Source organism: Micromonospora sp. NPDC005553 (assembly GCF_042871765.1).
In the GTDB taxonomy this organism is placed as follows: domain Bacteria; phylum Actinomycetota; class Actinomycetes; order Mycobacteriales; family Micromonosporaceae; genus Micromonospora.
Genome location: NZ_JBIAJD010000004.1, coordinates 38,950 through 62,883, shown reverse-complemented (window position 1 = coordinate 62,883; position 23,934 = coordinate 38,950). Strand labels below are relative to the sequence as shown.

Sequence of the window (23,934 nt, the reverse complement as noted above, 5' to 3'; positions counted from 1 at the left end):
GGTGTCGAGAACGGCGGGGCCGGCTTCTACCTCAGGGTGAGAGCACCGACGACGGTGCCCAGGCGTGAGGAGCCAACAATGAAGTACATGCTGCTGATGCAGTTCAGCGCCGCCGGGACCGACTTCCCGAGCATCGACACCTGGACGCAGGACGAGGTCCGGGCGCACATCGCGTTCATGGGCGAGGTCAACGCCAAGCTCACCGCCGCCGGTGAGTGGGTCGACGGGCAGGGTCTCGGCGGCCCGCAGCAGGCCCGGATCGTCCGCGCCGGTGAGGGCGGGGCACCGGTGGTCACCGAGGGGCCGTTCGCCGAGACCAAGGAGTTCCTGGCCGGCTTCTGGATCGTCGACTGCGAGAGCCCGCAGCGGGCCGTGGAGTTGGCCGCGCACATCTCCACGGCGCCCGGCCCCGGTGGTCGTCCGCTGAACATGCCGATCGAGGTGCACCCGGTGATGTCCGCCCCGGCACAGGAGCTGTGAGGGCTGAACACCGATCCCCGCATCGAGGACCTGCTGCGCGAGTTGGCGCCGCAGGTCCTCGGCGTGCTCAGCCGCCGCTTCGGTGACTTCGCCACCGCTGAGGACGCGGTGCAGGAGGCGCTGCTGGCCGCCGCGACCCAGTGGCCGACCGAGGGACTGCCGGCGAACCCCCGCGGCTGGCTGATCCAGGTCGGCTACCGGCGGATGATCGAGCTGGTCCGCGGTGAGCAGGCCCGACGCCGCCGGGAGGACCTGGTCGCCCGCCGGGATCCGGACGACCAGCGGTACGCGCCAGCCCCGGACGAGGAATTGACCGCCGAGCGGGACGACACGCTGGTGCTGCTCTTCCTCTGCTGTCACCCGGCGCTCGCGCCGACGTCGGCGGTGGCGCTGACCCTGCGCGCCGTCGGTGGGTTGAGCACCGCCGAGATCGCCCGCGCGTTCCTGGTGCCCGAGGCGACGATGGCGCAGCGGATCAGCCGGGCCAAGCACCGCATCCGGGTATCCGGGCTACCGTTCCGGATGCCCGAGCCGGCCGAGCGGGCGGACCGGTTGGTCGCCGTACGGCAGGTGCTCTACCTGGTCTTCACCGAGGGCCACACCAGCACCACCGGCCCGGACCTGCGTCGCGTCGACCTCGCGGCGGAGGCGATCCGGCTGACCCGCGCGCTGCACGAGCTGCTGCCGAACGACAGCGAATCAGCCGGGCTGCTGGCGTTGATGCTGCTCACCGAGGCCCGCGGACCGGCGCGGACCGGGCCCTCCGGCGAGCTGATCTCACTGGCCGATCAGGACCGCAGCCGATGGGACGCGACGGCGATCGCCGAAGGCGTCGCACTCGTCACCCGGGCCCTACCGCGCGGGCCGGTCGGTCCGTACCAGGTGCAGGCCGCCATCGCCGCCCTGCATGACGAGGCGCCGAGCACCGAGCAGACCGACTGGCCGCAGATCCTGGCGCTGTACGAGGTGCTGGAACGCTTGGCCGCCAGCCCTGTGGTGGCCCTCAACCGGGCCGTGGCAACTGCCATGGTGCACGGACCAGCCGCTGGCCTGGCTGCCCTCGACGCATTGACAGACGACCCGCAGTTGGCCGGACACCACCGGCTGGCCGCCGCCCGCGCCCACCTGCACGAGATGGCCGGTGACCAGGCCCGGGCGGTCGCCGACTATCGGATCGCCGCCGCCCGCACGAGCAGCCGCCCCGAGCAGCTCTATCTGACCATGCGAGCAGCCCGACTGGCCGCCCAGCCCGGGGCCACCGGGCGGGGACCTCGCCGGCACTAGCCTGGGTGGCGATGGGCTCATCGATCACGAAGGACCGAGGGGACGCATGGCGTACGTGCTGCTGGGGATCGCCATTCTCGCCGAGGTGGTGGCGACCAGCCTGATCAAGAGCACCGCCGGGTTCAGTCGGCTCTGGCCGACGGTGGCGTGCCTCGGCGGCTACGCGCTGGCGTTCCTCCTGCTGGCCCAGGCCGTCAAGGAGATCCCCGTCGGGGTGGCGTACGCCCTCTGGTCGGGTCTGGGCACTGCGGCCATCGTGGCGATCGGGGCGGTTTTCCTGGGTGAGTCGGTGGGGCTCGCCAAGCTCACCGGCATCGCACTGATCATCGCCGGGGTGGTCATCGTGAACCTCGCCGGGGAGCACTGACCGGGACGGTTTCCGGTGGCCGGGCCCGGTGCGGACCCGGCCACCGGTCCGACGGTCAGCTCGCCGTGCAGCTCACCGCCGGCAGGCTGTTGGTGCCGGTCCAACTGCCGAGGAAGCCGAAGCTGGCGCTGGCCCCGGCGGCCAGTCGCCCGTTGTAGTCCGTGTTGCGGGCGGTCACCGTGGTTCCGCTGCTGGTGAGCGCCACATTCCAGGACTGGGTGACGCGCTGGCCGTTGGCGAAGGTCCACCCGGCGGTCCAGCCGGTGATCGCCCTCGCGCCGGCGGTCACCCGTACCTCACCCTGGAAGCCGCCCTGCCACTGGGTCGTCACCGTGTACGTCGCCGTGCAGCCACCGCTGGGGGGCGGCGTGGTCGGCGGGGGCGTCGTCGGGGGTGGGGTGGTCGGCGGGGGCGTCGTCGGCGGTGGGGTGCCGCCGAAGACGGTGGCCTCGCGGGCGGTCTGCCGGATGCCGTTGACCCCGTTGAAGAGGCGCTGACCCCAGTCGGTCAGGCTCGCCGGATTGAAGTTGGTGGCCAGGTCGAGATACTCGACGCCGCCGCCGTTGCCGCTCCACGACCAGCCCAGCCAGCCGACCCCGTTGGCCTGGCTGTACGCGAGGATGGCGTCCTCGTCCGGGTTGCCGTCGGAGTGGTTGAAGCCGAACTCACCGACCACGATGGGCAGCCCCGCGGTGCGGAAGCGGCCCAGGTAGTCGCTGATCTCCGCAGCGGTGTCGAAGACCCCGTACATGTGGATGGAGAACACGGTGTTGCGGGCCGGGTCGGCGGCGAAGACCGACGCGGCGTTGTCGCGCATGGTGAACGACCAGTCCTGCCCCCAGTTCGGCGCGTCCACCATGATCGTGTGGGTCAACCCGCCGGCCCGCAGGCGCTTGATCGCGTTGGCGTTGTCGGTGGCCCACGAGCCGTAGTTCTGGTTGCCGTACGGCTCATTGCCGATGTTGACGATGACGTACCTCTCCTGGCCGGCGAGGACGTCGGCGAGGCTGAGCCAGTAGTCGACGGCGCGGTCGAGGGTGATCGCGCCGCTCTGCTCGCCGTACCCGGTGGTGTCGTGCACCTCCAGCACGCAGATCAGCCGGTTGGCCTTGCAGAGCGAGATGACGTTTGCGACATCGGCGTTGGTGTTGCGGGTCCACCGGTCGCCGCTGGAGAGCACCACCCGCACGGTGTTCGCGCCGAGCGCCTTGACGTCGGCGAACGAACTGGTCTGCTGCGGGTACCAGGTGTGCGCGTGGTTGACGCCGCGCATGATGAATTCGGCGCCGTTGGCGTCGTACAACTTGCCGCCAGCGACGGAGAACCCAGCCGCGGCGTGTGCCGGCTGGCCGAACGCCAGCACTGTGACGAGCAACGCGAGCAGTGTCGCGCCGGCGGCGGAGAGTCGAGTCTTCATGGCCTTCCTCAGGGAGGACCCCCGGTGCCCGACAGGGGTGGGGACGTGACGGGGAAGGCGGCTGCAGCCCGGCAGCCGCGCCCGGCTCCCGGCGCAGGCATCAGCGTAGGACGATGGATTGGTCCTCGCAACCGGTTCAGTTGACGGGCCCGCAGCCCGGACAGCCGCAACGGCCCACGCGGACGCAGGCCGTCACGGGGCGGTCATCCCCACCACAGGATGTGCGCCACACCCGGGTCTTAACCGGTTAAGAGCGACGGTAGGCAGGCGGTCGGCTCCCGTCAAGCATCGCGGCAACCGAACCGGACGGGAGGGTTGACCGCCGTGCACCGGGGTATCCCGGGAACGATCCGTCAGTGAGAGGGGATACCAGGATGGTCAGCGTCGGCTACACCCTGATGAGCGAGCAGGCCGGGCCCAAGCAGCTGGTGGACCATGCGGTACGGGCCGAGGCGGCTGGCTTCGACCAACTGGTGGTGTCCGACCACTACTACCCGTGGCTGGACTCCCAGGGCCACTCCCCGTACGCCTGGTCGGTGCTCGGCGCTGTCGCCCACGCCACCTCCCGCGCGGAGCTGATGTCATTCGTGACCTGCCCGATCCGCCGCTACCACCCGGCCGTGGTGGCGCAGAAGGCCAGCACCATCGGCGCGCTCTCCGACGGCCGGTTCACCCTCGGCCTGGGTGCCGGGGAGAACCTGAACGAGCACGTGGTCGGCGGCTGGCCGCACGTGCAGCAGCGGCACGAGATGTTCGAGGAGGCGTTGCAGATCATCCGGCCGTTGCTCAACGGCGAGACGCTGACCTTCTCCGGCAACCACTTCGACGTGCCCGACGCCTACGTCTGGGACCGCCCGGAACGGCCGGTGCCGATGGCCGTCGCCGCGTCCGGTCGACAGTCCGCGACGTTGGCCGCCGAGTACGGCAACGGCCTCATCTCCACCGAACCCGACCGGCACATCATCGAGATGTACGACGACGCCGGGGGCGCCGGCCAGCCCCGCTACGGCCAGGTGGCCATCTGCTACGGCCCCGACGAGGCGGAGTGCCGCAAGATCGTGCACGACCAGTTCCGCTGGTTCGGAATGGGTTGGAAGGTCAACGCCGACCTGCCCGGCCCGGAGTCGTTCGCCGCCGCCACCCAGTTCGTCCGCGAGGAGGACGTCGCCGAGGGCATCTCCTGCGGCCCGGACGTGGACGCGCACGTCGAGGCGTTCCGCAAGTTCGTCGACGCCGGCTTCACGCACGTGGCGATCATCCAGGTGGGTGGGGAGACCCAGCCGATGTTCCTGGACTGGGCCCAGGAGCAGCTGCTGCCCCGGTTGCGCGAACTGTGAGCCAAGGCGCGGCACCCCGGCCGCCCGGGTCGACCCACCGCAGCGCCCTCGGCCGGTTCGGGCCGGCCGAGCTGCGGCTCGCCATGGCCGCGCCCCGGCCAGCCGCAGGACTCACCAGCGAGTGGCGACTCGTCGACGGACTGCGCACCCACACCCGCCGCAGCGCCGACCCGGGGACCGGCACGCCACCCGTGGTGCTGGTGCACGGCCTGGCCGTCTCGCACCGGTATCTCACCCCGCTGGCCGTCGCGCTCTCCACCACCCATCAGGTGTACGTGCCGGACCTGCCCGGCTTCGGGCTGACCGAACACCCCCGGGACGCGTACGACGTTCGCCGGCACGCGGAGCACCTGGCCGCCTGGCTGGCCGCGTACCAATTGCCTCCGGCCTGTCTGCTGGGGCACTCGTTCGGCGCGGAGGTGGTCGCCGCGGTCGCCGCGCGCCACCCCGACGCGGTACGCGCGCTGGCGTTGGCGGGACCGACGAGCGACCCGGCGGCCCGAACCCGACGGGGCCAGTTCGGTCGGTGGCTGGTGGACAGCCTCCGCGAAGCGCCACTCCAGGCCCCGATCCTGGTGCGGGACGTCTGGAACGCCCGGCCCTGGCGGGTCCTCGCCACGCTGTCGCACTCGGTGCACAACGCCGTCGAGGCGGACCTCGTCCGCGTCACCGCGCCGACCGTCGTCGTGGCCGGCGATCGCGACACGGTCGTACCGCAACGGTGGCGGGACGAGGCGACACGGCTGGTGCCGCAGGCGTCCCTGGTGGTCGTTCCCGGTGCCGCGCACAACGTGGTCACGACCGCTCCAACTGCCGTCGCTGACGCGATCCGGCACCTGCTCGCCCCTCATCCCGCACTCACGGACAGGTGACCATCATGCGCTTCGGCAACACGGAGATCCGCCCGCTCGGCGGTGGCCTCGGCTGCCTCCTGATGATCCTCTTCTCGATCGTGGCGTCGGTGGTGCTGACCGTCCTGTTGAATCTGGTGCTCTGAGCCCCGTACGTCTCAACGGCGCAGGCCCAGGGCGTTGAGCACCTCCCGGACGGCAAGCCGGGTCGGGTCGAGCACCGAACGGCGGGCCCAGCGGGCCGCGGGCGCGACGGTGGCCCGCCACACCGCCCTGATGCCCCGCGCCACCGGCACGACCGTCACCGACCAGACCCACCGGAATCCGGACAGCAGCGGGCGCAGCAGCAGTCGGTGGAGCAGTCGCAGCACCCGGCCGGCCGTCCGCCACGCACCGACCACTGCGGCGACGACCAGCCGACCGACGGGCGTGAGCACCGTGCCCAACCATCGCAGCGGCCACAGGACCAGGTACCTGGCGAGCCAGACCAGCACGCGCCCCAGGACCACGAGGGCCGGACGCAGCCCATGACGGGTCAACCAGACCAGCGCGGGCCAGATCACCGTGCGGACGACCCACACCAGCGGAAGCCACAGCAGGTGCCGGGCGCACCAGACCAGCGGAAGCCAGACCAGCCGGTGCAGCAGCCAGGCCAGGGGGGCCAGCAGCCAGCGGCGCAGGAACCGGCCGGCCGGGCGGAGCAGGTACCGGTGCAGCAGTCGGCCGGCAGCCACGATCAGCTCCCAGAGCAGGCGTACCGGCAGCACCACGACCAGCGCCACACCGCGCGCGACGGCCGCGACGAGCGGAGGCGCGACGGCGGCCGGCTGCGCCCTGCCCGAGACCGGCGGGTCGGCGGCCGGACGAGCCCTCGTCGGCGCGGCCCGGTGATCGTTCGGCGGACCTGGCAACGGCGAGCGGAGGGTGCGGCGGTCGGTCACGGTGGCACGGTAATCGGCCGACGCCACGCCCTGGGTGGCACCGGCCGCGCGAGCCGACGGCGGCGTCAGCCGGGAGACAGCTCCAGCGTGGCGAGCAGCGGAAAGTGGTCCGAGGCGGTGGCCGCCACCCCGTCGCGGATCACCCGACAATCGCGCACCCGCTGCGCCACCGCCGGACTGCCGAGCAGGTAGTCCAACCGCATCCCGGCGAACTCTGCCCCACCCAGCCCGGTGGGCACCGTGTAGCCGGCGGCCTCCGGCGCGTCGGCGTTGGCCGACGGCCAGAGGTCGACGAGACCGGCGGCGAGCAGCCGGGCGACCGCCCGGGTGTCCACCGTGTCGCCGGAGCGACGCAGGTGCCGCCGCCGGTAGAGGGTGGGCATACCGGCCAGCCGGTCGGTGTGGTCGACGGTCGGATCGAGCGAGTTGAGGTCACCGGTGATCAACGTCAACGGCCCCTGGTCGCGGCGCATCGCGGCGATCAACCAGTCCACCTCCATCCGCCGCCGACCCCCGGAGTACGGGTAGAGGTGGGTGCCCAGCACAGTGAACGGGCCGGCCGACGTGGCCACCACGACGCGGGCGGCGGCATGGTGGAACGGCCGACGCACCGGCCTCGCGTCGACGACCCGGTACGGCGGCCGGACCAGCACCGCCACCGGCTGCCCGAAGCAGGACCGGGCCAGGTGGGGAACCATCCCCACCCGGCCCGCCACGCCGGCCATCAACCCGTCCCTGTCGAAGCCTCGCAACTCCTGCAGGGCCAGCACGTCCGGTGCCTGCTCGTCGATGACCTGAACCACCTGATCCAGCCGGTCGAGGCCGCCGCGGTCCCGGCCGCCGGTGCGGATGTTCCAGGTCATCACCCGCAGCACGACGGCGCTCAGTCAGCTCTGCCGGCCCGCGCCAGCTCGTCGTCGAGGGTGTCCACGTCCTCCGACTCGATGGCCGGTTGGTTGCCTTCCTTCAGGTCCTCGTTCGGTCGGATCACCAGGTAGAGCAAGCCGATCCAGAGCGCGGAGAGCAGGATCGCGCCCATGAAGTCGGTGGGGTGGTGCATCCCCCGGTACATCCGGGAGGTGGCCACCCCGACCGGCATGATCACGGCCAGCGCCACGAAGATCCAACGCCACCACCGGTCGGTACGCGGGAACACGATGAGGGTGATCGCCAGCCAGACGCAGATCGTGGCCGCGATGTGCCCGGACGGGAACGACGAGGTGGGCATCTGCCCGTCCAGGTTCTCCACCGGCGGACGCGGCCGGTCCACCGCGCGGGCCGACGCGAGGAAGAGGGTCAACTCCCCCACCATCGCCAGCGCCACGAAGAGCACAGGGCGCCAGCGCCTCCACACCGCCAGCACCAGCGGGCAGAACACCAGCGAGATCAGCAGGATGGCATGGGTGTCACCGAACTTGCTCCACCACCAGCTGATGTCGGTCAGCACCTCGGTGTGCCGTTCGGCGAACCACTGCGGCACCTCCGTGTCGAGGGTGTCGAAGAAGGTGCCCTTGGCGTGGTAGCTGACGTACGTGCCGAAGCCGTACAGCGCGCCGAACACGATCACCCAGCCGACCAGCAGCTCGGCCACCGCCGAGCGGGGATGGGCCAGCACGTGTTCCTCGGCCGGGGCGGGGGCGATGTCGTGCCCCGCCTCCGGCTCCAGGCCCTCGGTCAGCGGCGGCACCGGCTTCCCCCGCTCCCGCCGCCACAGGCGGAAGGCGTACGCGGTGACGCCCAGCCAGGCGGCCCCGAGCAGCCAGGCGGCCAGCACGTCGGAGACGTAGTGCACGCCCAGCGCGATCCGGGTCAGCCCGACCAGCGCCACCAGCACACCGACGCCCACGATGGCCGGCTTGCGCCAGCGGGGTGCCATCGCCGGCAGGAACACCAGCAGCAGCGCTCCGTACGCGACGAACGAGCCGAGCGCGTGCCCGCTCGGGAAGCTGTTGCCGGGCGCGCTGGCGATCGGCACGTCCACCACCGGGCGGAGCCGGCCGACAAGCGTCTTCAGTGACGGGTCGAGGATCAGGCCACCGACCCCCGTGATGATCAGGTAAACGGCGAGTCGGGGCTGCCGCCGGATCAGCAGACCGACCACGGCGATGGTGACCAGCCAGATGAGGATCGGCCGGCCGCCCAGGTCCGTCACCGCCTGGAGCACGGTGACCAGCGCGTGGTGCGGGGCGACGAGCCCGTTGAACCACTCGGCGAGCCCGTGGTCGACGTCCTGCAACGGGCTCCACTGCACCCGGACGAGCAACAACAGCAGCCCGAAGGCCACCCCGGCACCGGTGACGGCCACCAGACCGGCAATGCTCCGTTCGGCGAAATGACCGACCGGACGGTGCGCCACCTCTTTGACCGCGGCCACCCCGCACCTCCCTTTCCTGTCTGGCGAGGCGCTTTACCCGATCTGCGTCCGTCGTACACGCAACAGCGCTAGAGCGCCGACATGTCCCCGGTGTCGTACAGCTCGGCGCGGTCCGGGTCGGGCTCCCACAGATCCGGTTGGGCGGGCTCCCGCACGCCAATGCGCAGCGCCTCCAGTTGCGCGGCGAAGGACAGCCCGCCGAAGAGCGCCATCCCGGTCAGGTTGGCCCAGAGCAGCAGCGCCATCATGCCGGTCAGGGCGCCGTAGGTCTGCCCGAAACCGTCACTGAACCGCACGTACGCGGCGAGCAGCAGACTGGCAAGCCACCACAGCGCGGTGGCGATGCCGGCTCCGAAGAACAGCCAGGACAGGCCGGGCTGGTTGCGGCGCGGCGCTTGTCGGAACAGCACTGCGACGGCGACGACGGTCAGCCCGAGGCTCAGCGGGAAGCGGATCACGTCCCAGATGCCGTTGGCGAGCGCGCCCCACTCGTAGTGTTCGCGCACCGAGTCGCCGATCGCGCCGCCGCCGACCAGGATCAGGAAGCCGGCGAGGGCGGGCAGGCCGGCGGTGACGGCCAGCACGGCGGCCCGCAGGTATTTGCGCAACGCCGGGCGGTCCCGCTCGACGCCGTAGATGCGGTTGGCGCCCCGCTCGATCTGGGCCATCGTGGTGGTGAGCGCGAACAGGCCGGTGAGCAGACCGAGGGTGAGCGCCAGCTCACCGGCGTCCTCGACGCGTTCGCCCTCACCGAGCAGCTCGGAGACCACCTGCTCGCTCTGGCCGGGGGTGAGCGCCAGGACGGTGTCGGCGACCACCTGGCCGCCCTCCCGGACGCCCAGCTCGCTGATCAGCCCGGTGAGGGCGATCAGGAACGGCACCACGGCGAGACAGAGTTGCAGCGCGAAGGCCCGGGAGTGGCTGAACCCGTCGCCGTAGCGGAACCGGATGAACGCGTCCCGCAGCAGGTGCCAGCCGCCCTGCCGGCGCAGTGTGTGCCAGGCGTCGTCGGCGGACAGCTCCTCGTCGGCCATCAGCCGGGTCTCCGGCACGATCCGGGTGCTACTCACGGCGCGCTTCCTCGATCAGCTGCTCGCCCCGCTCCCCGGCACCTTGTGCGTCGACGGCCAGGTCGGGGGCGTCCTCGGGCTGGGGGACGCAGAGCCAGAGCGCCTGCGGCCGGACCTCGGCCTCGAGTTGCCGGCCAGGGGCGATGAGGTCGCCGTCCAACTCCCGGGGGTGGGCCCGGTTGCTGGTGACCACCACGCGCTTGCCCCGGAACACCTCCAGTCGCGGCACCTGGCCGCTACGGCGGACGATCGCCCAGCCGAGCGCCAGCCAGTGCCGCAGATTGTTCGGAGTGAGCACGGCGACGTCGAGCCAACCGTCGTCCGGCTCGGCCTCGGTCAGCAGTGTCACGCCACCCTGCAGCCGGCCGACGTTGGCGATCAGGACCGAACGGGCCCGGCGGCGCACCGGGGGCCGGTCGTCGATGCGGATCTGCACCCGCATCGGCCGGTCCCGTAGGTGGCGGGCGGCACCCATCACGTACGCCGGCCAGCCGATGCGGGCCTTGGTGGTCTCGTTGGTGGCTTCGAGCATCTGGGCGTCGAAGCCCATGCCGGCCATCACTGTGAAGTACTTGTCCTCGACTGCGCCGACGTCGAGCAGCCGTCGACCGCGTTCGACGGCGACCTGCAACCCGGCGGCCAGGTCGGTGGAGAGCCCCAGGTTGGCGGCGAGCAGGTTGCCGGTGCCCTGCGGCAGCACGGCGAGGGCGACGTCGGTGCCGACCAACCCGCTGACGCAGGACATCACGGTGCCGTCGCCCCCGCAGGCGAAGACCAGGTCGACGCCGGCCTTGACGGCTTGCTCGGTCTGGCCGCGACCCGGGTCGTCAACCGTCGTCTCGTACCACTGCGGCGCGGGCCAGCCGGCCGCGGTCAGGGCGTCGTCGACGGTACGACGCAACTCGTCGAGATCGTCGACCTTGACCGGGTTGACCACCACCGCGGAGCGCAGCCCGCCGTCGCCGCCCGAGGGCCGCCTGTCCTGTCCAGCATCCACGGCGTCAGTGTGCAGCACCCGGACGGCTTCAGCGACCCGGCGACCAGCGCGCGTCGGAAGTGCCACAGACAGGTTTCAACCCGGCCCCACCCGTCAGGCCGCTGCCCGCAGTGCGAGCTCCACCCGCCGGCGCAGATCGTCGAGGTCCACCCCGGACTCGGTGAGCACCAACGCCCCCAGCCCGTTGCCCTCCCGGAGCACCCCGAGCAGGATGTGCTCGGTGCCGATGTGTTTGTGTCGCAGTCGCAGAGCCTCCCGCAGGGACAGCTCCAGCGCCTTCTTCGAGCGGGGCGAGAACGGGCCGCCGAGGTAGCGCCTACGCCCCCAGCGGCGGCGCGGCGCCGGCACCGCCTCCCGTAGCGCGTCCGGGCCGAAGGACTGCTCGATGCGGGCCACGATCGCGGCCAGGTCGATGCCGATCTCCCGCAGGGCCGCCGCGTCCGCGTCGCCGAGGCCGGCGCCGCCGCTGACTGTGTGCCGGCGGACGCGTTCGCGCAGGTCGTCGGCGCGTACCCCGGCGTCGGCGAGCACCCGGCTGGCCAGCCCGGCGTCGTCGGCGAGCAGGGCGAGCAGCAGGTGCTCGGTGCCGACCGGGCGTTGGCCCTCGACCCGCGCCTCCTCCAGCGCCCGTTGCACCACGTCGCGTGCCCGGTCGGTGAACCGTTCGAACATCACGCCTCCCAGGATGAGTTGACCGCCGGTCGCCCGGCGTGCTTCTTGTGCACTGCCTGCCGGCTGACCTCGAGCGTGTCGGCGATCTCCTGCCAGGACCAGCCCTGCCGTCGGGCGTTGTCGACCTGGACCACCTCGAGCCGCTCGAGGAGCCGGCGTAGCGCGCGGACGGCGCGCAGCCCGACCCGGGGGTCGGTGCTGCCGGCTGCCGCCGCTAGTTCTGTCGCCTGGCTCATGCCGTCAACATACGTTGACAACTCCCCGCCTGTCAACCCTGGTTGACATGATCCGTTCGCGGTGACAGCAGCCTCCGCGCACATCCCGTACCAGCAACTGCCGATGGACCAGGTCCGGCAGTGGGCCGGCGACGAGATCGCCGACATGTTCCAGCGCTTCGAGGACAACACCGACTTCGTCGACGTCGACGCGCTGCACGCCACGTACCCCGACGTCGCCTGGCACCGCTACGCCGACTGGGCCCGCACCGTCGACTGGGACCGGGTCCTCTCCGGTCGGGCGAGCGGGCGATAACGCAACGACGCTACGCTGCCGTGCTCATCCGACTACCCTCGGTCAGGGACAGCTTGGTCGTGCCGGGCGCGACGCCCGGGAGGTGATATCGGATGGCCGCACCCGCCGACGCAGCGGTGCTGGTCGGCCTCGGGTCGGAACTCGACCTCCCGGTCGTCGAACAGGCCGCGCAGGAGGCCGCCGGACACGGCCGGCCACTGCACCTGCTGCACACCTTCGACTGGCGCGCGGCCTTCGCCGCGGACACCGTCGCCGCACCCCGCGACCGGGCCGAAAAACTGATCACCAGCGCCGCCCAACTCGCCCACCGGACCGAGCCAGGGCTGACCGTACGCGGCGAGATCGTCGAGAGCTCCGTGCTACCCACCCTCATCCGCCGCTCGGAGGTCGCCTTCCTGCTGGCCGTCGGCGACAGCGGCATGGCGGGCAGCGGTCAGTGCGTTCCGGCCGAGACGACAGCCGTGCAGTTGGCCGCCCGGGCCGGCTGCCCCCTGTTGGTGGTCCGGCGTGAGCCGCCACCGCAGGGCCCGGTGCTGGTCGGCGTCGACGGCTCGCCCAGCTCACACCTCGCCCTGCAGTGGGCCCTGAAGTGCGCGGCCCGCCGCGACGCCCGACTGCTGGCCCTGCGGGTGGTGGAGTACGACGAGGACACCGACGCGGTCGCCGAGCAGCTCAACGAGGCAATGGCCCGGCACGCCGGCCGCGACAACACCGTGCCGACCGAGTGTCGCGTGGTACGCGGCGACCCCGCCGACGTGCTGATCGACACCTCCCGTAACGCGCAGGTGGCGCTGGTCGCCGCCCGCGGCGACGAGCCGGGGCGGGCCATGCTGGGCGCGGTCGCCCAGTCCCTGCTCTACCACTCCCCGGCCCCGGTGGTCGTCGTCCGCGGCCTGGCCGAGGCGCCGCTGACCGGGCCCGGTGCCCGCCCGGCGCGGGACCAACGGCCCTGACCCCGGGCGTCCGCACCGGCCAGGCTGGACGCCGGAGGCCCCACTCCTACCCGCGAGAGGCAGCATGATGGAGACCGCTCTCGACGTGCACCACGCCCTCACCGACGACGAGCTGCGCCGGCTGGACGCCTACTGGCGCGCCGCGAACTACCTCACCGTCGGGCAGATCTACCTGCTGGACAATCCGCTGCTGCGCGAGCCGCTGACCCCCGACGACATCAAACCCCGACTGCTCGGGCACTGGGGTACCAGCCCCGGCCTCAATCTGATCTACGCCCACCTCAACCGGGTGATCGTGGCGCGCGACCTCAACGCCATGCTGGTCACCGGCCCCGGCCACGGCGGCCCGGCCATCGTGGCCAACACCTGGCTGGAGGGCACCTGGTCGGAGCGCTACCACGACGTGGCGCGCGACGAGGCCGGGATGTCCCGGCTGTTCCGCCAGTTCTCCTTCCCGGGCGGCATCCCCAGCCATGTGGCGGCGGACGTGCCGGGTTCGATCCACGAGGGCGGCGAGCTGGGGTACGCGTTGAGCCACGCCTACGGCGCCGCGTTCGACCACCCGGACCTGCTGGTGGCCTGCGTGATCGGCGACGGCGAGGCGGAGACCGGGCCGCTGGCCGGCAGCTGGCTCTCCGACGTGTTCCTCAACCCGGCCCGTGACGGCGCGGTGCTGCCCATCCTGCACCTCAACGGTTACAAGATCGCCAACCCGACGGTGCTGTCCCGGATCCCCGAGGACGACCTGCTGGACCTCATGCGTGGATCGGGCTACCAGCCGTACGTGGTGGCCGGTGACGAACCCGCCCGGGTGCACCGGACCCTCGCCGCGACGTTGGACCGCGTGCTGAGCGAGATCGCCGAGATCCAGCGGAGGGCCCGCTCCGGAGGCGTCGTCGAACGCCCCCGCTGGCCGATGATCATTCTGCGGACGCCGAAGGGCTGGACCGGCCCGAGTGAGGTCGACGGCACCCAGGTGGAGGGCACCTACCGCGCCCACCAGGTGCCGCTGTCGGGCGTACGCGACAACCCGGCGCACCGGGCCGAGCTGGAGCGCTGGCTGCGCAGCTACCGGCCGGAGGAGCTGTTCGACGCGACCGGAGCGCCGGTGGAGGAGCTGCTGACGCTGCCGCCGCGCGGTGACCGGCGGATGAGCGCCAACCCGGTCACCAACGGCGGCGTGGTGCTGCGCGACCTGACCCTGCCCGACTTCCGCGACTACGGCGTGGAGGTTCCCGAACCGGGTACGCCGCTCGCCGGCGCGACCGGGGTGCTCGGCCCGTGGATCCGCGACGTCATCAGCGCCAACCCGGAGACGTTCCGGCTGTTCGGCCCGGACGAGGTCGCGTCCAACCGGCTGGGTGCGGCGTTCGAGGTGACCGACCGGGCCTGGGTGGCCGCCACCGTGCCCGGCGACGACCACCTCTCCCCCGACGGGCGGGTCATGGAGGTGCTCTCCGAGCACCTGTGCCAGGGCTGGCTGGAGGGCTACCTGCTGACCGGCCGGCACGGCGTGTTCACCAGCTACGAGGCGTTCATCCACATCGTCGACTCGATGCTCAACCAGCACGCCAAGTGGCTGAAGGTGACCCGGGCCATCCCCTGGCGGCAGCCGATCGCCTCGCTGAACTACCTGCTCTCCAGCCACGTCTGGCGGCAGGACCACAACGGCTTCTCCCACCAGGACCCGGGCTTCATCGACCACGTCGTCAACAAGAAGGCTGAGGTGGTGCGGGTCTATCTGCCGCCGGACGCCAACACGTTGCTCGCCACGATGGACCACTGCCTGCGCAGCCGGCACTACATCAACGTGGTGGTGGCCGGTAAGCAGGCCGCCCCGAACTGGTTGACGATGACCGAGGCGATCCAGCACACCCGGCGTGGCCTGGGCATCTGGGAGTGGGCCAGCAACGACGGCGACACCGAACCGGACGTGGTGCTCGCCTGCTGCGGAGACGTGCCCACCCTGGAGACGTTGGCCGCCGCCGAACTGCTGCGCCAGCACCTGCCGAAATTGAAGGTGCGCCTGGTCAACGTGGTCGACCTGATGCGCCTCCAGCCGGACACCGAGCATCCACACGGCCTGACCGACAACGAGTTCGACACCATCTTCACCCAGGACCGGCCGATCATCTTCGCGTACCACGGTTATCCATGGCTGATCCACCGACTCACCTACCGCCGCACGAACCACGAGAACCTGCACGTGCGCGGTTACAAGGAGGAGGGCACCACCACCACCCCGTTCGACATGGTGATGCTCAACGACCTGGACCGCTTCCACCTGGTCATCGACGTGATCGACCGGGTGCCCGGGCTGGCCGCCAGCGCCGCACACCTGCGCCAACGGATGGTCGACGCCCGGCAGGCGGCCCGCGACTACACCCGCCAGTACGGCGAGGACGACCCCCAGGTCGCCGAATGGCGCTGGGTCCGCGAAACCGACCCGACCACCCCCTGAAGGAGGACGACGTGCGCAACGCGGAGATCCTGGTCGGCTATGACGGCTCCACCGACGCTTCGATGGCCCTGAACTGGGCCATCGACGAGGCGCGGCACAGCGGCCAGCCGGTGCGGCTGGCGTACGTCTTCGAATGGCTGACGGTGGCCAGTTGGGTCGGCCCGGGCGTGGCCCCCGGCGTGTGGCCTGACGACACCGCCCGCCGACAGGTCGACGACCTGGTGCGCAAGGCCGCGGCGGACGCCACAGCGGCAAACCCCGGGCTGACCATCACCGGCGAGGTGTACGACGGGCCGCCCGCGCTGGTGTTGCAGGAACGCTCGGCGGAGGCCGGAATGCTGGTGCTCGGCAGCCGGGGGCACGGCGGATTCGGTGGCCTGCTGGCCGGGTCGACGGCGGTCTCGGTCGCCGCGCACGCTCACTGCCCGGTCGTGGTGGTCCGGGACGGAGCCGACAAAGCCCTGGCCGGCCCGGTGGCGGTCGGCGTGGACGGCTCGGAACCGTCGCTGGTGGCGCTCGGCTTCGCGGCCGAACGGGCGGCACAGCGTCAGGTGCCGTTGCGCGTCCTGCACGCCTGGACACCGGGCCCCAACGCCGAGGCCGGGGTGCCCGACGAGCGGGCCGCCGTGGAGCAGGCGCTGGAGCCGTGGCGGCGGACGTTCGCCGAGCTGACCATCGCCGTCGATCTGGTCCCGACCAGCCCGGCGGCCATGCTGATCGAGGCGAGCCGGGACGCGCAGCTGGTGGTGGTCGGCAGCCGCGGCCGGGGCGGGCTGGCCGGAATGCTGCTCGGCTCGGTCAGCCAACAGCTCATCCAGCACGCCCACTGCCCGGTCGCCGTGGTCCGCGAACGCTGACATCCACCGGGCGGGGCCGCACCGGGATGCGCGACCTGGCCCGGGGTCACCGCCGGGCGGTCGTCGGGTCGGACGGGTCGAGGGAGAAGAACTCCTCCTCTTCCTGAGCCAGGTGCAGGCGCAGCACCGCGTCCAACCCGTAGAGGGTGGCCAGCAGGTCGGGAACCTGATCGGGGCGCGGCCGGCCGTCGGCGGTCTGGGCGAGTTGGGCGCCGAGCAGGTCCACCTGGCGGCGGATCTCCACGTGTGCCCGACTCATCGTCGACGTCGCCTCCTCGCTGCCCAGCGGGGCGGCCAGCGCGGGGTAGAGCTGTCGCTCCTCGGCAGTCACGTGCGGCAGCACGCGTTCGGTCAACCGGCGGTGCGTCTCGCGTACCGCCGGCAGGCACCTCGGCGAGGCCGGGTCGGTGGCGACCAGGTCGGCGGTGTCCCGCAACCCGGCCAGCACGTCGCGGACCGCCTGATGTTCCGCCGCGTAGTGGGCGAGCAACTCCCGGGTGCGCGGCGGGACGTCGCGCCGGCGCAGCCCACCTCCCAGTGCCCGCAGCGCGTTGAGGATCACCAACACGTCGATGCCCTCCTGAAGGAACGCGCCAGCGACCGGGGGCAGCCGACCGGCCGCCGCCACGAGCATCGCCAGCACGGCCAACGCCATCCCGACGGTGGCGCTCTGCACGGCGATCCGCCGGGCGTACCGGGCGATCTCCACCGCGTCGGCGAGCCGGTCCAGCCGGTCCACGGTGAGCACCGCGTCGGCCACGTCCGCCGAGGCGCTCGCGCCGGTCGCACCCATCGCCATGCCGACGTGCGCCTCAGCCAGCGCAGGAGCGTCGTTGACCCCGTCGCCGACCATCACGGTGACCGCCCGGTCGGCTTCGGCCCGTACCCGGTTCACCTTCTCCTGCGGCGTGCAGTGGGCGAGAACGTCGTCCACGCCGACCGCCTCGGCGACCTGAGCGGCGGTGGCCGGCTGGTCACCGGTGACCATCACGATGCGCCGCAGCCCTGCCGCGCGCAGCCGGCGTACGGTTCGGCGGGCGTCGGGGCGCACCGGATCCTCCAGCAGGATCGCGCCGAGCACGCCACCCTCGTCGCTGACCCACACCGCGGACCAACCGGCCAGCTCGGTGCGGGCCCGCGCCCGGTCCGCCCAGTCGGGCAGCTCGCCGGTGAACTGGCCGACCTGGATCAGCCGCCCGTCGACCCGGCCGCTGACCCCCCGGCCCGGCTCCTCGGTGACCCCGGTCGGCTCGGTCAGCGCCAGCCCGCGCTCCCGGGCCTGCCGGACCAGCGCGGCGGCCAGCACGTGTGGGGAGAGCTGTTCGACCGAGGCGGCCAGCCGCAGCACCTCGTCCCGGTCTCCGCCCGGGGCGACCACCGTCTCGGCGGCGCGCGGGCGGCCGGCCGTCAGCGTGCCGGTCTTGTCCACCAGCAATGTCCGGGCCCGGCCGAGCAGTTCCAGCGCGCCACCGTCGCGGACCAGGACCCCGCGCCTTGCCACCCGGGACAGGCCGGACACGATCGCGATCGGGGTGGCCAGCAGCAGCGGGCAGGGGGTGGCGACCACCAGCACCGACACCGCCCGGACCACGTCGCCGGAGAGCAGCCACGCCAACCCGGCCAGAATCAGCGTGAACGGCACGAACGCGGCGGCGTACCGGTCCGCCAACCGGACCATCGGGGCCTTGTGGGCGGTGGCCTCCTCGGCCAGCCGGACGATTCCGGCGTAGGTGCTCTGTGCCGCGCTCTTCGTCGCCCGCATGCCGAACCCGGCTCCGGCGTTGACCACGCCGCTGGCCACCGCGTCACCGGCCGTCCGCTGGACCAGCCGCGACTCCCCGGTCACCACCGACTCGTCCAGGGTGGCCGCATCGTCGATGGTCCCGTCGACCGGCACCACGTCCCCCGGGCCGACCAGCAACCGGTCCTTCACCGCCACCTGGTCCAGCGGCACCACCTCGATCGCGCCGCCAGGCCCACGCCGACGTGCGGTACGCGGAGCGCGCTCCAGCAGGGCCCGCAGGTCGCGGGTGGCCCGGCGCTGCGCGTACGCCTCCAATGACCGTCCGGTCGCCACCATCACCGCGATCACCGCCCCGGCCAGGTACTCCCCGACCCCGAGCGCGCCGGCCAGGGCAAGCACGGCGATCACGTCCACGCCGAAGTGCCGGTGCCAGAACGCCCGCAACATCGACCAGACGGCGGGCAGCAGCGCGACCACCGTGACGGCCGCCCAGATCAGGTCGGCTGCGCCGGGCCGGCCGGCGATCCGCAGCACCGCACCCGCCAGCACTGCGGCGGTGAGCCCGACCAGCGGCGCCCACGCCCACCAGTGGCGGATACGGCGTCGGGCCGGCTGCTCCGGCACACACTCGGTCGCCTCCGTCCTCACCTGCGCATCGTCGCAGCACTGGGCCGCCACGGGCCGGACACGGGGCTTTTCGCCAGCCGAGCGGCAACCATCTGCGGCGGACCGCACGATGCCCGGACGGGCGGCGGGTCGGGGCGATGGGCGTAACGACCCGGCGGGGTCGGGACCTGCGACCCCTGCGCGGACGGCACCGGATGCCACAGGATGAGGCGGCAACCCGGTACAGCACCGCGTCGTGAGGCACGATGAGCAGAGACGGAAAGGTCGTGACCATGAGTCAGGAAAGTCAGCTGACCACCGCGCTGGCGGAGGCCGCCGCCACAGCCGGCCACGCCCCCTCGGTGCACAACACCCAGCCGTGGCGTTGGCGGGTGCTGCCCGACGCGCTGGAGCTGCGCTCGGTCGCCGACCGACAGCTCGCCGCCAGCGATCCCGAGGGTCGACTGCTCGCGATCAGTTGCGGCACCGCCCTGCACCACGCTCGACTGGCGCTGGCCGCCGAAGGGTGGCGCGCCGTGGTGGAACGGCTGCCCGACCCGGCCGACGGCGAGCTACTGGCCCGGCTGACCGACCTCAGCCACACCACGGCCGACCCGGACGCCATGCGCATGGTGCAGTGCATGCAGGTCCGGCACACCGACCGGCGGCCGGTCAGCGACGAGCCGGTGCCGCCCACCGCGATCGAGGAGATTACCCGGGCGGTCACCGCCGAGGGTTGTCGGTTGCAGATCCTCGACCGCGACGAGATGTTGGAGCTGGCCGCCACCGCCGGGCACGCCGACACGGTCGAGGCCGAGGATCCGGAGCTGCGCGCCGAGCTGGCGTACTGGACCAGCCGGGCCGGCGAGGGCACCGGCCTGCCCGCCGAGGTGCTGCCCGAGCAGCCTGCGCAGACCACCGTGCCGGGCCGCGACTTCGGCCGTCCCGGCAGCCTGCCGGTGGGCCCGGGCCACGACCGGATGGCGGTGTACGCGATGCTGCACGGCGACGAGGACGAGCGGGACAGTTGGCTGCGCGCCGGCGAGGCGCTCTCCGCCGGTTGGCTGACCGCCACCCGGCTTGGCGTGTCCGTGGTGCCGCTCAGCGCGGTGGTGGAGGTGCCGGGCACCCGGCAGACCTTGCGTCAGATGCTCTCCGGGATCGGCTTCCCGTACATCGCGTTGCGGTTGGGCATCGCGGACCCGACGCAGGCGGGTTCGCCGCACACGCCGCGGCTGGCCACCGCGCAGGTGGTCGACACCTCCGTGGTCCGGGGCGAGCACGGTTGACGGTCTCGGCCAGGAAAGTCACCGGCGCTACCATCGCCCGGTGACCAGCAGCGCGCCGCAACCCCCTCGGGAATCGCCAGCGACCCCGTCGCTCGGGCTGAGCCCGCTGTCGCGGGTCCGCCTCGACGAGCTGTTGCAGGAGATGCTGGTCCGGGTCGGTGAGGTGATGACCAGCCGGGAGCGCCTGCGGGCCCTGCTCGACGCGGTGGTCGGCATCGGCACCAACCTGGATCTGCGCACCACCCTGCAACGCATCGTTCAGGCGGCCTGCGAGTTGGTCGGCGCCCGGTACGGCGTGGTCGGCCCGGACCGACTGCTGCACGACTTCATCGTCCACGGCATCACGCCCGAGCAGCACGAGCAGATCGGCGACCTGCCGCACGGCCGCGGCGTGCTCGGCCTGCTCATCGACGATCCCCGGCCGCTGCGGATGCCCGACATCACCCAGCACCCCCGCTCCTACGGGTTCCCGGCCAACCACCCGCCCATGCACAGCTTCCTGGGCGTGCCGGTCCTCATCCGCGACCAGATCTTCGGCAACCTCTACCTGGCGGAGAAGCAGGGCGGTGCCCAGTTCACCGAGGACGACGAGGAGATCGTCGTCGCGCTCGCCGCCGCCGCCGGTGTGGCCATCGAGAACGCCCGCCTGTACGCCCTGGCGCATCGGCGGGAACGCTGGCTCGCCGCCACCGCCGAGATCACCACGGTGCTGCTGGGCGAGGTACGCCGTACCGACGCGTTGGCGTTGGTCGCCCGCCGAGCCCGCGAGGTCGCCGAGGCCGAGCTGGCGCTGGTGCTGCTCTACGACAGCGACACCGAGCAGTTCTCCGTGGAGGTGGTCGACGGCGCCGACGAGCAGGCCCACGCACTCGTCGGCGCGGTCCTGCCCGCCGCCGACACCAGCTTCGGCGCGGCGGTCGCCGAGGGCCGGCACGACCAGGTGGACGACCTGGCGCACGCCGCGCCGTGGCCGGCGCTGCTGCACACCGGCCCGGCGATGATCTCGCCACTCACCACCGCCGAGGCCCTGCATGGCGTGCTGATCGTGGCGCACCGGCCGGAGCGCGGCGGTGGCGCCAGCGAGGAGGACCTGACGCTGCTGGGCAGCTTCGCCGGGCAGGCCGCGCTGGCCATGGAACGGGCGCGCGCCCAGGAGGAACGGGAACTGCTGGTGGTTCTGGAGGACCGCGAGCGGATCGCCCGCGACCTGCACGACGTGGTGATCCAACGACTCTTCGCCACCGGCCTGCAACTCCAGAGCGCCGCCCCGATGGCCCGCCCGGAGGTGGCCAAGCGGATCAACGCGGCGGTCGACGATCTGGACGCCACCATCCGCGACATCCGCCGGACGATCTTCGAGCTGCGTACGCCGATGACCTCGGAGCTGCGCACCGAGATCCGGGCGGCGATCGAGGCTGCCGCGGAAGCGCTGGGCTTCAAGCCGCACCTGGAGCTTTCCGGGCCGGTGGACAGCGCCGTGCCGGACGCCATCCGCCCGGACCTCGCCGCTGTGCTGCGCGAGGCGCTGTCGAACGTGGTCCGCCACGCGCAGTGCACCCGCGTCGACGTCGCCGTACGCGTCGACTCCGGCCAGGTCACCGTGACGGTCACCGACAACGGGGTGGGCTGCGACCCGGCCGACGCCCGGGGTGGCCTGGTCAACCTGCGCGAACGTGCCAGCCGCCTCGACGGCACCTTCACGGTCACCGCGGCCGAGTCGCACGGCACCAAGGTGTGCTGGGCCGTGCCGCTGCGCGACTGAACTCCCGCGACCCGGGTCAGGGCGCCTTGCCGAGCAGACGCGTGGCCAGAACGGCGGCCTGCGTGCGGCGCTCCAGGCCCAGCTTGGCCAGCACGCTGGAGACGTAGTTCTTCACCGTCTTCTCCGCCAGGAACATCCGACCGGCGATCTCCCGGTTGGTCAGCCCCTCGGCCACGTACTCCAGGATCCGCCGCTCCTGCTCGGTGAGCGACTTCAGCTCGCGCGGCTGCTCGACGCCGTTGCGGATGCGCTCCAGCACCCGGGTGGTGATCGCCGGGTCGAGCAGCGACTGCCCAGCCGCGACGCGACGCACCGCGTCGACCAGGTCGGTGCCACGGATCTGCTTGAGCACATACCCGGCGGCACCGGCCATGATGGCCGCGAACAGCGCCTCGTCGTCCTCGTACGAGGTGAGGATCAGCCCCTTGATGGACGAGTCGACGGCGCGGACGTCGCGGCACACGTCGATGCCGTTGCCGTCCGGCAGCCGCGCGTCGAGGATCGCCACGTCGGGCCGCAGCGCCGGGATGCGGCGGGCCGCCTCCTGCGCCGAGCCGGACTCGCCGACCACCTCGATGTCGCCGCTGCTCTGCAACAGGTCGGCCAGGCCACGGCGGACGACCTCATGGTCGTCGAGGAGGAAAACCCGGATCATCCCTCGTTTCTACAGGTGCCGGGCGGCGGGTGCACGGGCCGAAGGTCCCGACCCGCCGGGCTCCGGGCCCTACGTCGTCCCGAATGGCGTCGGTGCGCGGCGGGCGGAACGGCACCACCTCGGCCCGCAGAGGGACTCGACGTGGTCCCGGCCCGGGCGGTCGGGCCCGGTGGATCGGGACGTCTGGCACTGCTCGGCGCGCTCCCGGTGGGCGGACTGTAGGAGTGCGCCGGCCGTCGCGGCTCGACGACCGGACCACCGGAAGGGATCACCGCCATGGACATCGGCTACACCACAGATCAACTGCGGGCCGCCGCCGCAGACGCGGTCCGCGCGCCGTCGCTGCACAACACCCAGCCGTGGCGGCTACGGCTGCGCGACGGCGGTATCGAGGTGCTGGCCGATCCGACCCGGCGCCTGCCGGCAACCGATCCGAGCGGTTGGGGCGTACGGATCGCCTGCGGTGCCGCGCTGTTCAACCTGCGGGTCGCGCTGGCCGTGGCCGGCGTCCCGGCCCAGTTACGGCTGCGCCCCGACCCGGCCGAACCGGATCTGCTGGCTCGGCTGGTGCCGGACATCCCGCGCCGGCCCACACCCGCCGAGCAGAGCCTGCACGCGGCCATCCCCCGCCGGTTCAGCAACCGGTTGCCGTTCTGGCCAGACCCGGTGCCGTCCGACGCGCGGTGGCGCCTCGGTGAGGCGGCCCGCGCCGAGGGGTGCTGGCTGGAGATGCTGATCGGGGTGAGCGCGGTGACGGCATTCGGTGAGATCGCCCGCAGTGCCCACCGGGTCCTGGAGCGCGACCCGGCGTACCGCGCCGAGCGGGAACAGTGGCTGCGTCACGAGCCCACGCCGGACGGCGTACCGGCCGCGGCCGGCGGCCCCCAGTACGAGCCGCAGGACGTGCTGCCGACGCGCGGCTTCGGTGGGCGCGAACGGGCGCCGGGACGAGACTTCGAACCGGAGCCGCTGGTGGGAGTGCTCGGCTCGATCGGCAACACCGCCATCGACCAGGTCGTCGCCGGGCAGGCCCTGCAACGGGTGCTGCTCACCGCCATCGACTCGGGGTTGAGCGTGTCGATGCTGTCCCAGCCGATCGAGGTGCCCACCGCCCGGGAGCAGCTACGGGTGTCGCTGGGGCGGTTCGGCGCGCCGCAGATGGTGCTGCGCATCGGGTACGGCCAACCGGGCCGGCCGACCCCACGCCGGAGCGTCGACGAGGTGCTGGACCTGCCGGTGGCGCGTTCCTGACGCCAAGCAGCCAGCGGCTAGCGGTCATCAAAGAT

23 protein-coding genes are annotated in these 23,934 nt (G+C 72.4%); 13 read left to right on the top strand and 10 right to left on the bottom strand.

Annotated features, from left to right (window positions below):
• Nucleotides 1-78: 78 nt before the first annotated feature.
• The 3 genes from ACFYPG_RS17435 to ACFYPG_RS17425 are packed head-to-tail and all read left to right on the top strand — an operon-like array spanning nt 79 to nt 2,131.
• Nucleotides 79-480, top strand: coding sequence for a YciI family protein (locus ACFYPG_RS17435; RefSeq protein ID WP_210786655.1), 402 nt, complete (start codon nt 79-81; stop codon nt 478-480).
• A gap of 3 nt (nt 481-483) precedes the next feature.
• Nucleotides 484-1,764, top strand: a complete 1,281-nt coding sequence (locus ACFYPG_RS17430) for a sigma-70 family RNA polymerase sigma factor (protein ID WP_355007085.1) — start codon at nt 484-486, stop codon at nt 1,762-1,764.
• A gap of 46 nt (nt 1,765-1,810) precedes the next feature.
• The gene (locus tag ACFYPG_RS17425) at nt 1,811-2,131 is read left to right on the top strand and encodes a multidrug efflux SMR transporter (RefSeq protein WP_112585076.1); all 321 of its coding nucleotides are present in this window, start codon (nt 1,811-1,813) and stop codon (nt 2,129-2,131) included.
• Between the two features lie 55 nt (nt 2,132-2,186).
• On the opposite strand, the gene ACFYPG_RS17420 is transcribed toward ACFYPG_RS17425, so the two are convergent.
• Nucleotides 2,187-3,548 carry a cellulase family glycosylhydrolase gene (locus tag ACFYPG_RS17420; RefSeq protein WP_355007036.1) on the bottom strand — a complete coding sequence of 454 codons (1,362 nt, stop codon included), beginning with the start codon at nt 3,546-3,548 and terminating at the stop codon, nt 2,187-2,189.
• A 374-nt stretch (nt 3,549-3,922) separates the two neighbouring features.
• Between ACFYPG_RS17420 and ACFYPG_RS17415 the strand changes: the two genes are divergently transcribed.
• From ACFYPG_RS17415 to ACFYPG_RS17405, 3 genes are read left to right on the top strand one after another with little or no spacing between them, the layout of a single operon-like run.
• The gene (locus ACFYPG_RS17415; protein ID WP_355007037.1) at nt 3,923-4,885 is read left to right on the top strand and encodes a TIGR03557 family F420-dependent LLM class oxidoreductase; all 963 of its coding nucleotides are present in this window, start codon (nt 3,923-3,925) and stop codon (nt 4,883-4,885) included.
• Nucleotides 4,882-5,757: an alpha/beta hydrolase gene (locus ACFYPG_RS17410; RefSeq protein WP_355007038.1), complete on the top strand. Its 876-nt coding sequence runs from the start codon at nt 4,882-4,884 to the stop codon at nt 5,755-5,757. Before ACFYPG_RS17415 ends, ACFYPG_RS17410 begins: the two co-directional genes overlap by 4 nt.
• Nucleotides 5,754-5,882: a hypothetical protein gene (locus tag ACFYPG_RS17405; RefSeq protein WP_256443305.1), complete on the top strand. Its 129-nt coding sequence runs from the start codon at nt 5,754-5,756 to the stop codon at nt 5,880-5,882. The genes ACFYPG_RS17410 and ACFYPG_RS17405 overlap by 4 nt, the downstream gene beginning before the upstream one ends.
• Nucleotides 5,883-5,894: 12 nt before the next feature.
• Here the strand turns inward: ACFYPG_RS17405 and ACFYPG_RS17400 are convergent, their stop codons facing one another.
• From ACFYPG_RS17400 to ACFYPG_RS17370, 7 genes are all read right to left on the bottom strand, one after another.
• On the bottom strand, nt 5,895-6,677 hold the full coding sequence (locus ACFYPG_RS17400; RefSeq protein ID WP_355007039.1) for a hypothetical protein: 783 nt from the start codon (nt 6,675-6,677) through the stop codon (nt 5,895-5,897).
• Between the two features lie 65 nt (nt 6,678-6,742).
• On the bottom strand, nt 6,743-7,552 hold the full coding sequence (locus ACFYPG_RS17395) for an endonuclease/exonuclease/phosphatase family protein (RefSeq protein ID WP_387352791.1): 810 nt from the start codon (nt 7,550-7,552) through the stop codon (nt 6,743-6,745).
• Nucleotides 7,553-7,560: 8 nt separating this feature from the next.
• Nucleotides 7,561-9,051: a phosphatase PAP2 family protein gene (locus tag ACFYPG_RS17390; protein ID WP_355007041.1), complete on the bottom strand. Its 1,491-nt coding sequence runs from the start codon at nt 9,049-9,051 to the stop codon at nt 7,561-7,563.
• Between the two features lie 68 nt (nt 9,052-9,119).
• Nucleotides 9,120-10,121 carry a YihY/virulence factor BrkB family protein gene (locus tag ACFYPG_RS17385; RefSeq protein WP_355007042.1) on the bottom strand — a complete coding sequence of 334 codons (1,002 nt, stop codon included), beginning with the start codon at nt 10,119-10,121 and terminating at the stop codon, nt 9,120-9,122.
• Complete coding sequence (locus tag ACFYPG_RS17380; protein WP_355007043.1) at nt 10,114-11,118, bottom strand: diacylglycerol kinase family protein; 1,005 nt, start codon at nt 11,116-11,118, stop codon at nt 10,114-10,116. Before ACFYPG_RS17380 ends, ACFYPG_RS17385 begins: the two co-directional genes overlap by 8 nt.
• Before the next feature lie 93 nt (nt 11,119-11,211).
• Nucleotides 11,212-11,790: a Clp protease N-terminal domain-containing protein gene (locus ACFYPG_RS17375; RefSeq protein ID WP_387353430.1), complete on the bottom strand. Its 579-nt coding sequence runs from the start codon at nt 11,788-11,790 to the stop codon at nt 11,212-11,214.
• A complete protein-coding gene (locus ACFYPG_RS17370; protein WP_030336062.1) occupies nt 11,790-12,026 on the bottom strand; it encodes an HTH domain-containing protein in 237 nt (78 codons plus the stop codon). Before ACFYPG_RS17370 ends, ACFYPG_RS17375 begins: the two co-directional genes overlap by 1 nt.
• A gap of 61 nt (nt 12,027-12,087) precedes the next feature.
• On the opposite strand from ACFYPG_RS17370, the gene ACFYPG_RS17365 reads away from it, so the two are divergent.
• The 4 genes from ACFYPG_RS17365 (at nt 12,088) to ACFYPG_RS17350 (ending at nt 16,592) form a co-directional block, all read left to right on the top strand.
• Entirely contained in the window at nt 12,088-12,321 is a 234-nt protein-coding gene (locus tag ACFYPG_RS17365; RefSeq protein WP_387352789.1) for a hypothetical protein, read from the top strand.
• A 92-nt stretch (nt 12,322-12,413) separates the two neighbouring features.
• Entirely contained in the window at nt 12,414-13,274 is an 861-nt protein-coding gene (locus ACFYPG_RS17360) for a universal stress protein (RefSeq protein WP_387352787.1), read from the top strand.
• A gap of 67 nt (nt 13,275-13,341) precedes the next feature.
• Complete coding sequence (locus ACFYPG_RS17355) at nt 13,342-15,735, top strand: phosphoketolase (RefSeq protein WP_387353428.1); 2,394 nt, start codon at nt 13,342-13,344, stop codon at nt 15,733-15,735.
• The gene (locus ACFYPG_RS17350) at nt 15,696-16,592 is read left to right on the top strand and encodes a universal stress protein (protein WP_387352785.1); all 897 of its coding nucleotides are present in this window, start codon (nt 15,696-15,698) and stop codon (nt 16,590-16,592) included. The genes ACFYPG_RS17355 and ACFYPG_RS17350 overlap by 40 nt, the downstream gene beginning before the upstream one ends.
• 46 nt (nt 16,593-16,638) lie before the next feature.
• On the opposite strand, the gene ACFYPG_RS17345 is transcribed toward ACFYPG_RS17350, so the two are convergent.
• On the bottom strand, nt 16,639-18,984 hold the full coding sequence (locus ACFYPG_RS17345; RefSeq protein ID WP_387352783.1) for a heavy metal translocating P-type ATPase: 2,346 nt from the start codon (nt 18,982-18,984) through the stop codon (nt 16,639-16,641).
• A 251-nt stretch (nt 18,985-19,235) separates the two neighbouring features.
• Here ACFYPG_RS17345 and ACFYPG_RS17340 point away from each other — a divergent pair, with 251 nt between their 5' ends.
• Nucleotides 19,236-20,231 (top strand): Acg family FMN-binding oxidoreductase, encoded by a 996-nt coding sequence (locus ACFYPG_RS17340; protein ID WP_387352781.1) that lies wholly within the window; start codon nt 19,236-19,238, stop codon nt 20,229-20,231.
• A gap of 97 nt (nt 20,232-20,328) precedes the next feature.
• A complete protein-coding gene (locus ACFYPG_RS17335; protein ID WP_387353426.1) occupies nt 20,329-21,993 on the top strand; it encodes a GAF domain-containing protein in 1,665 nt (554 codons plus the stop codon).
• 16 nt (nt 21,994-22,009) lie between these two features.
• Here the strand turns inward: ACFYPG_RS17335 and ACFYPG_RS17330 are convergent, their stop codons facing one another.
• Nucleotides 22,010-22,648: a response regulator transcription factor gene (locus ACFYPG_RS17330; protein WP_124860098.1), complete on the bottom strand. Its 639-nt coding sequence runs from the start codon at nt 22,646-22,648 to the stop codon at nt 22,010-22,012.
• 276 nt (nt 22,649-22,924) lie between these two features.
• Here ACFYPG_RS17330 and ACFYPG_RS17325 point away from each other — a divergent pair, with 276 nt between their 5' ends.
• On the top strand, nt 22,925-23,899 hold the full coding sequence (locus ACFYPG_RS17325) for an Acg family FMN-binding oxidoreductase (RefSeq protein WP_387352779.1): 975 nt from the start codon (nt 22,925-22,927) through the stop codon (nt 23,897-23,899).
• Nucleotides 23,900-23,934 lie beyond the last annotated feature (35 nt).

Bases quoted from the DNA above. Each gene is read 5' to 3' on its own strand.
- ACFYPG_RS17415 (WP_355007037.1), top strand. From the start codon at position 3,923: ATGGTCAGCGTCGGCTACACCCTGATGAGCGAGCAGGCCGGGCCCAAG.
- ACFYPG_RS17350 (WP_387352785.1), top strand. From the start codon at position 15,696: ATGGCGCTGGGTCCGCGAAACCGACCCGACCACCCCCTGAAGGAGGAC.
- ACFYPG_RS17420 (WP_355007036.1), bottom strand. From the start codon at position 3,548: ATGAAGACTCGACTCTCCGCCGCCGGCGCGACACTGCTCGCGTTGCTC.
- ACFYPG_RS17425 (WP_112585076.1), top strand. From the start codon at position 1,811: ATGGCGTACGTGCTGCTGGGGATCGCCATTCTCGCCGAGGTGGTGGCG.
- ACFYPG_RS17355 (WP_387353428.1), top strand. From the start codon at position 13,342: ATGGAGACCGCTCTCGACGTGCACCACGCCCTCACCGACGACGAGCTG.
- ACFYPG_RS17375 (WP_387353430.1), bottom strand. From the start codon at position 11,790: ATGTTCGAACGGTTCACCGACCGGGCACGCGACGTGGTGCAACGGGCG.
- ACFYPG_RS17325 (WP_387352779.1), top strand. From the start codon at position 22,925: ATGGACATCGGCTACACCACAGATCAACTGCGGGCCGCCGCCGCAGAC.
- ACFYPG_RS17435 (WP_210786655.1), top strand. From the start codon at position 79: ATGAAGTACATGCTGCTGATGCAGTTCAGCGCCGCCGGGACCGACTTC.
- ACFYPG_RS17370 (WP_030336062.1), bottom strand. From the start codon at position 12,026: ATGAGCCAGGCGACAGAACTAGCGGCGGCAGCCGGCAGCACCGACCCC.
- ACFYPG_RS17330 (WP_124860098.1), bottom strand. From the start codon at position 22,648: ATGATCCGGGTTTTCCTCCTCGACGACCATGAGGTCGTCCGCCGTGGC.
- ACFYPG_RS17340 (WP_387352781.1), top strand. From the start codon at position 19,236: ATGAGTCAGGAAAGTCAGCTGACCACCGCGCTGGCGGAGGCCGCCGCC.
- ACFYPG_RS17360 (WP_387352787.1), top strand. From the start codon at position 12,414: ATGGCCGCACCCGCCGACGCAGCGGTGCTGGTCGGCCTCGGGTCGGAA.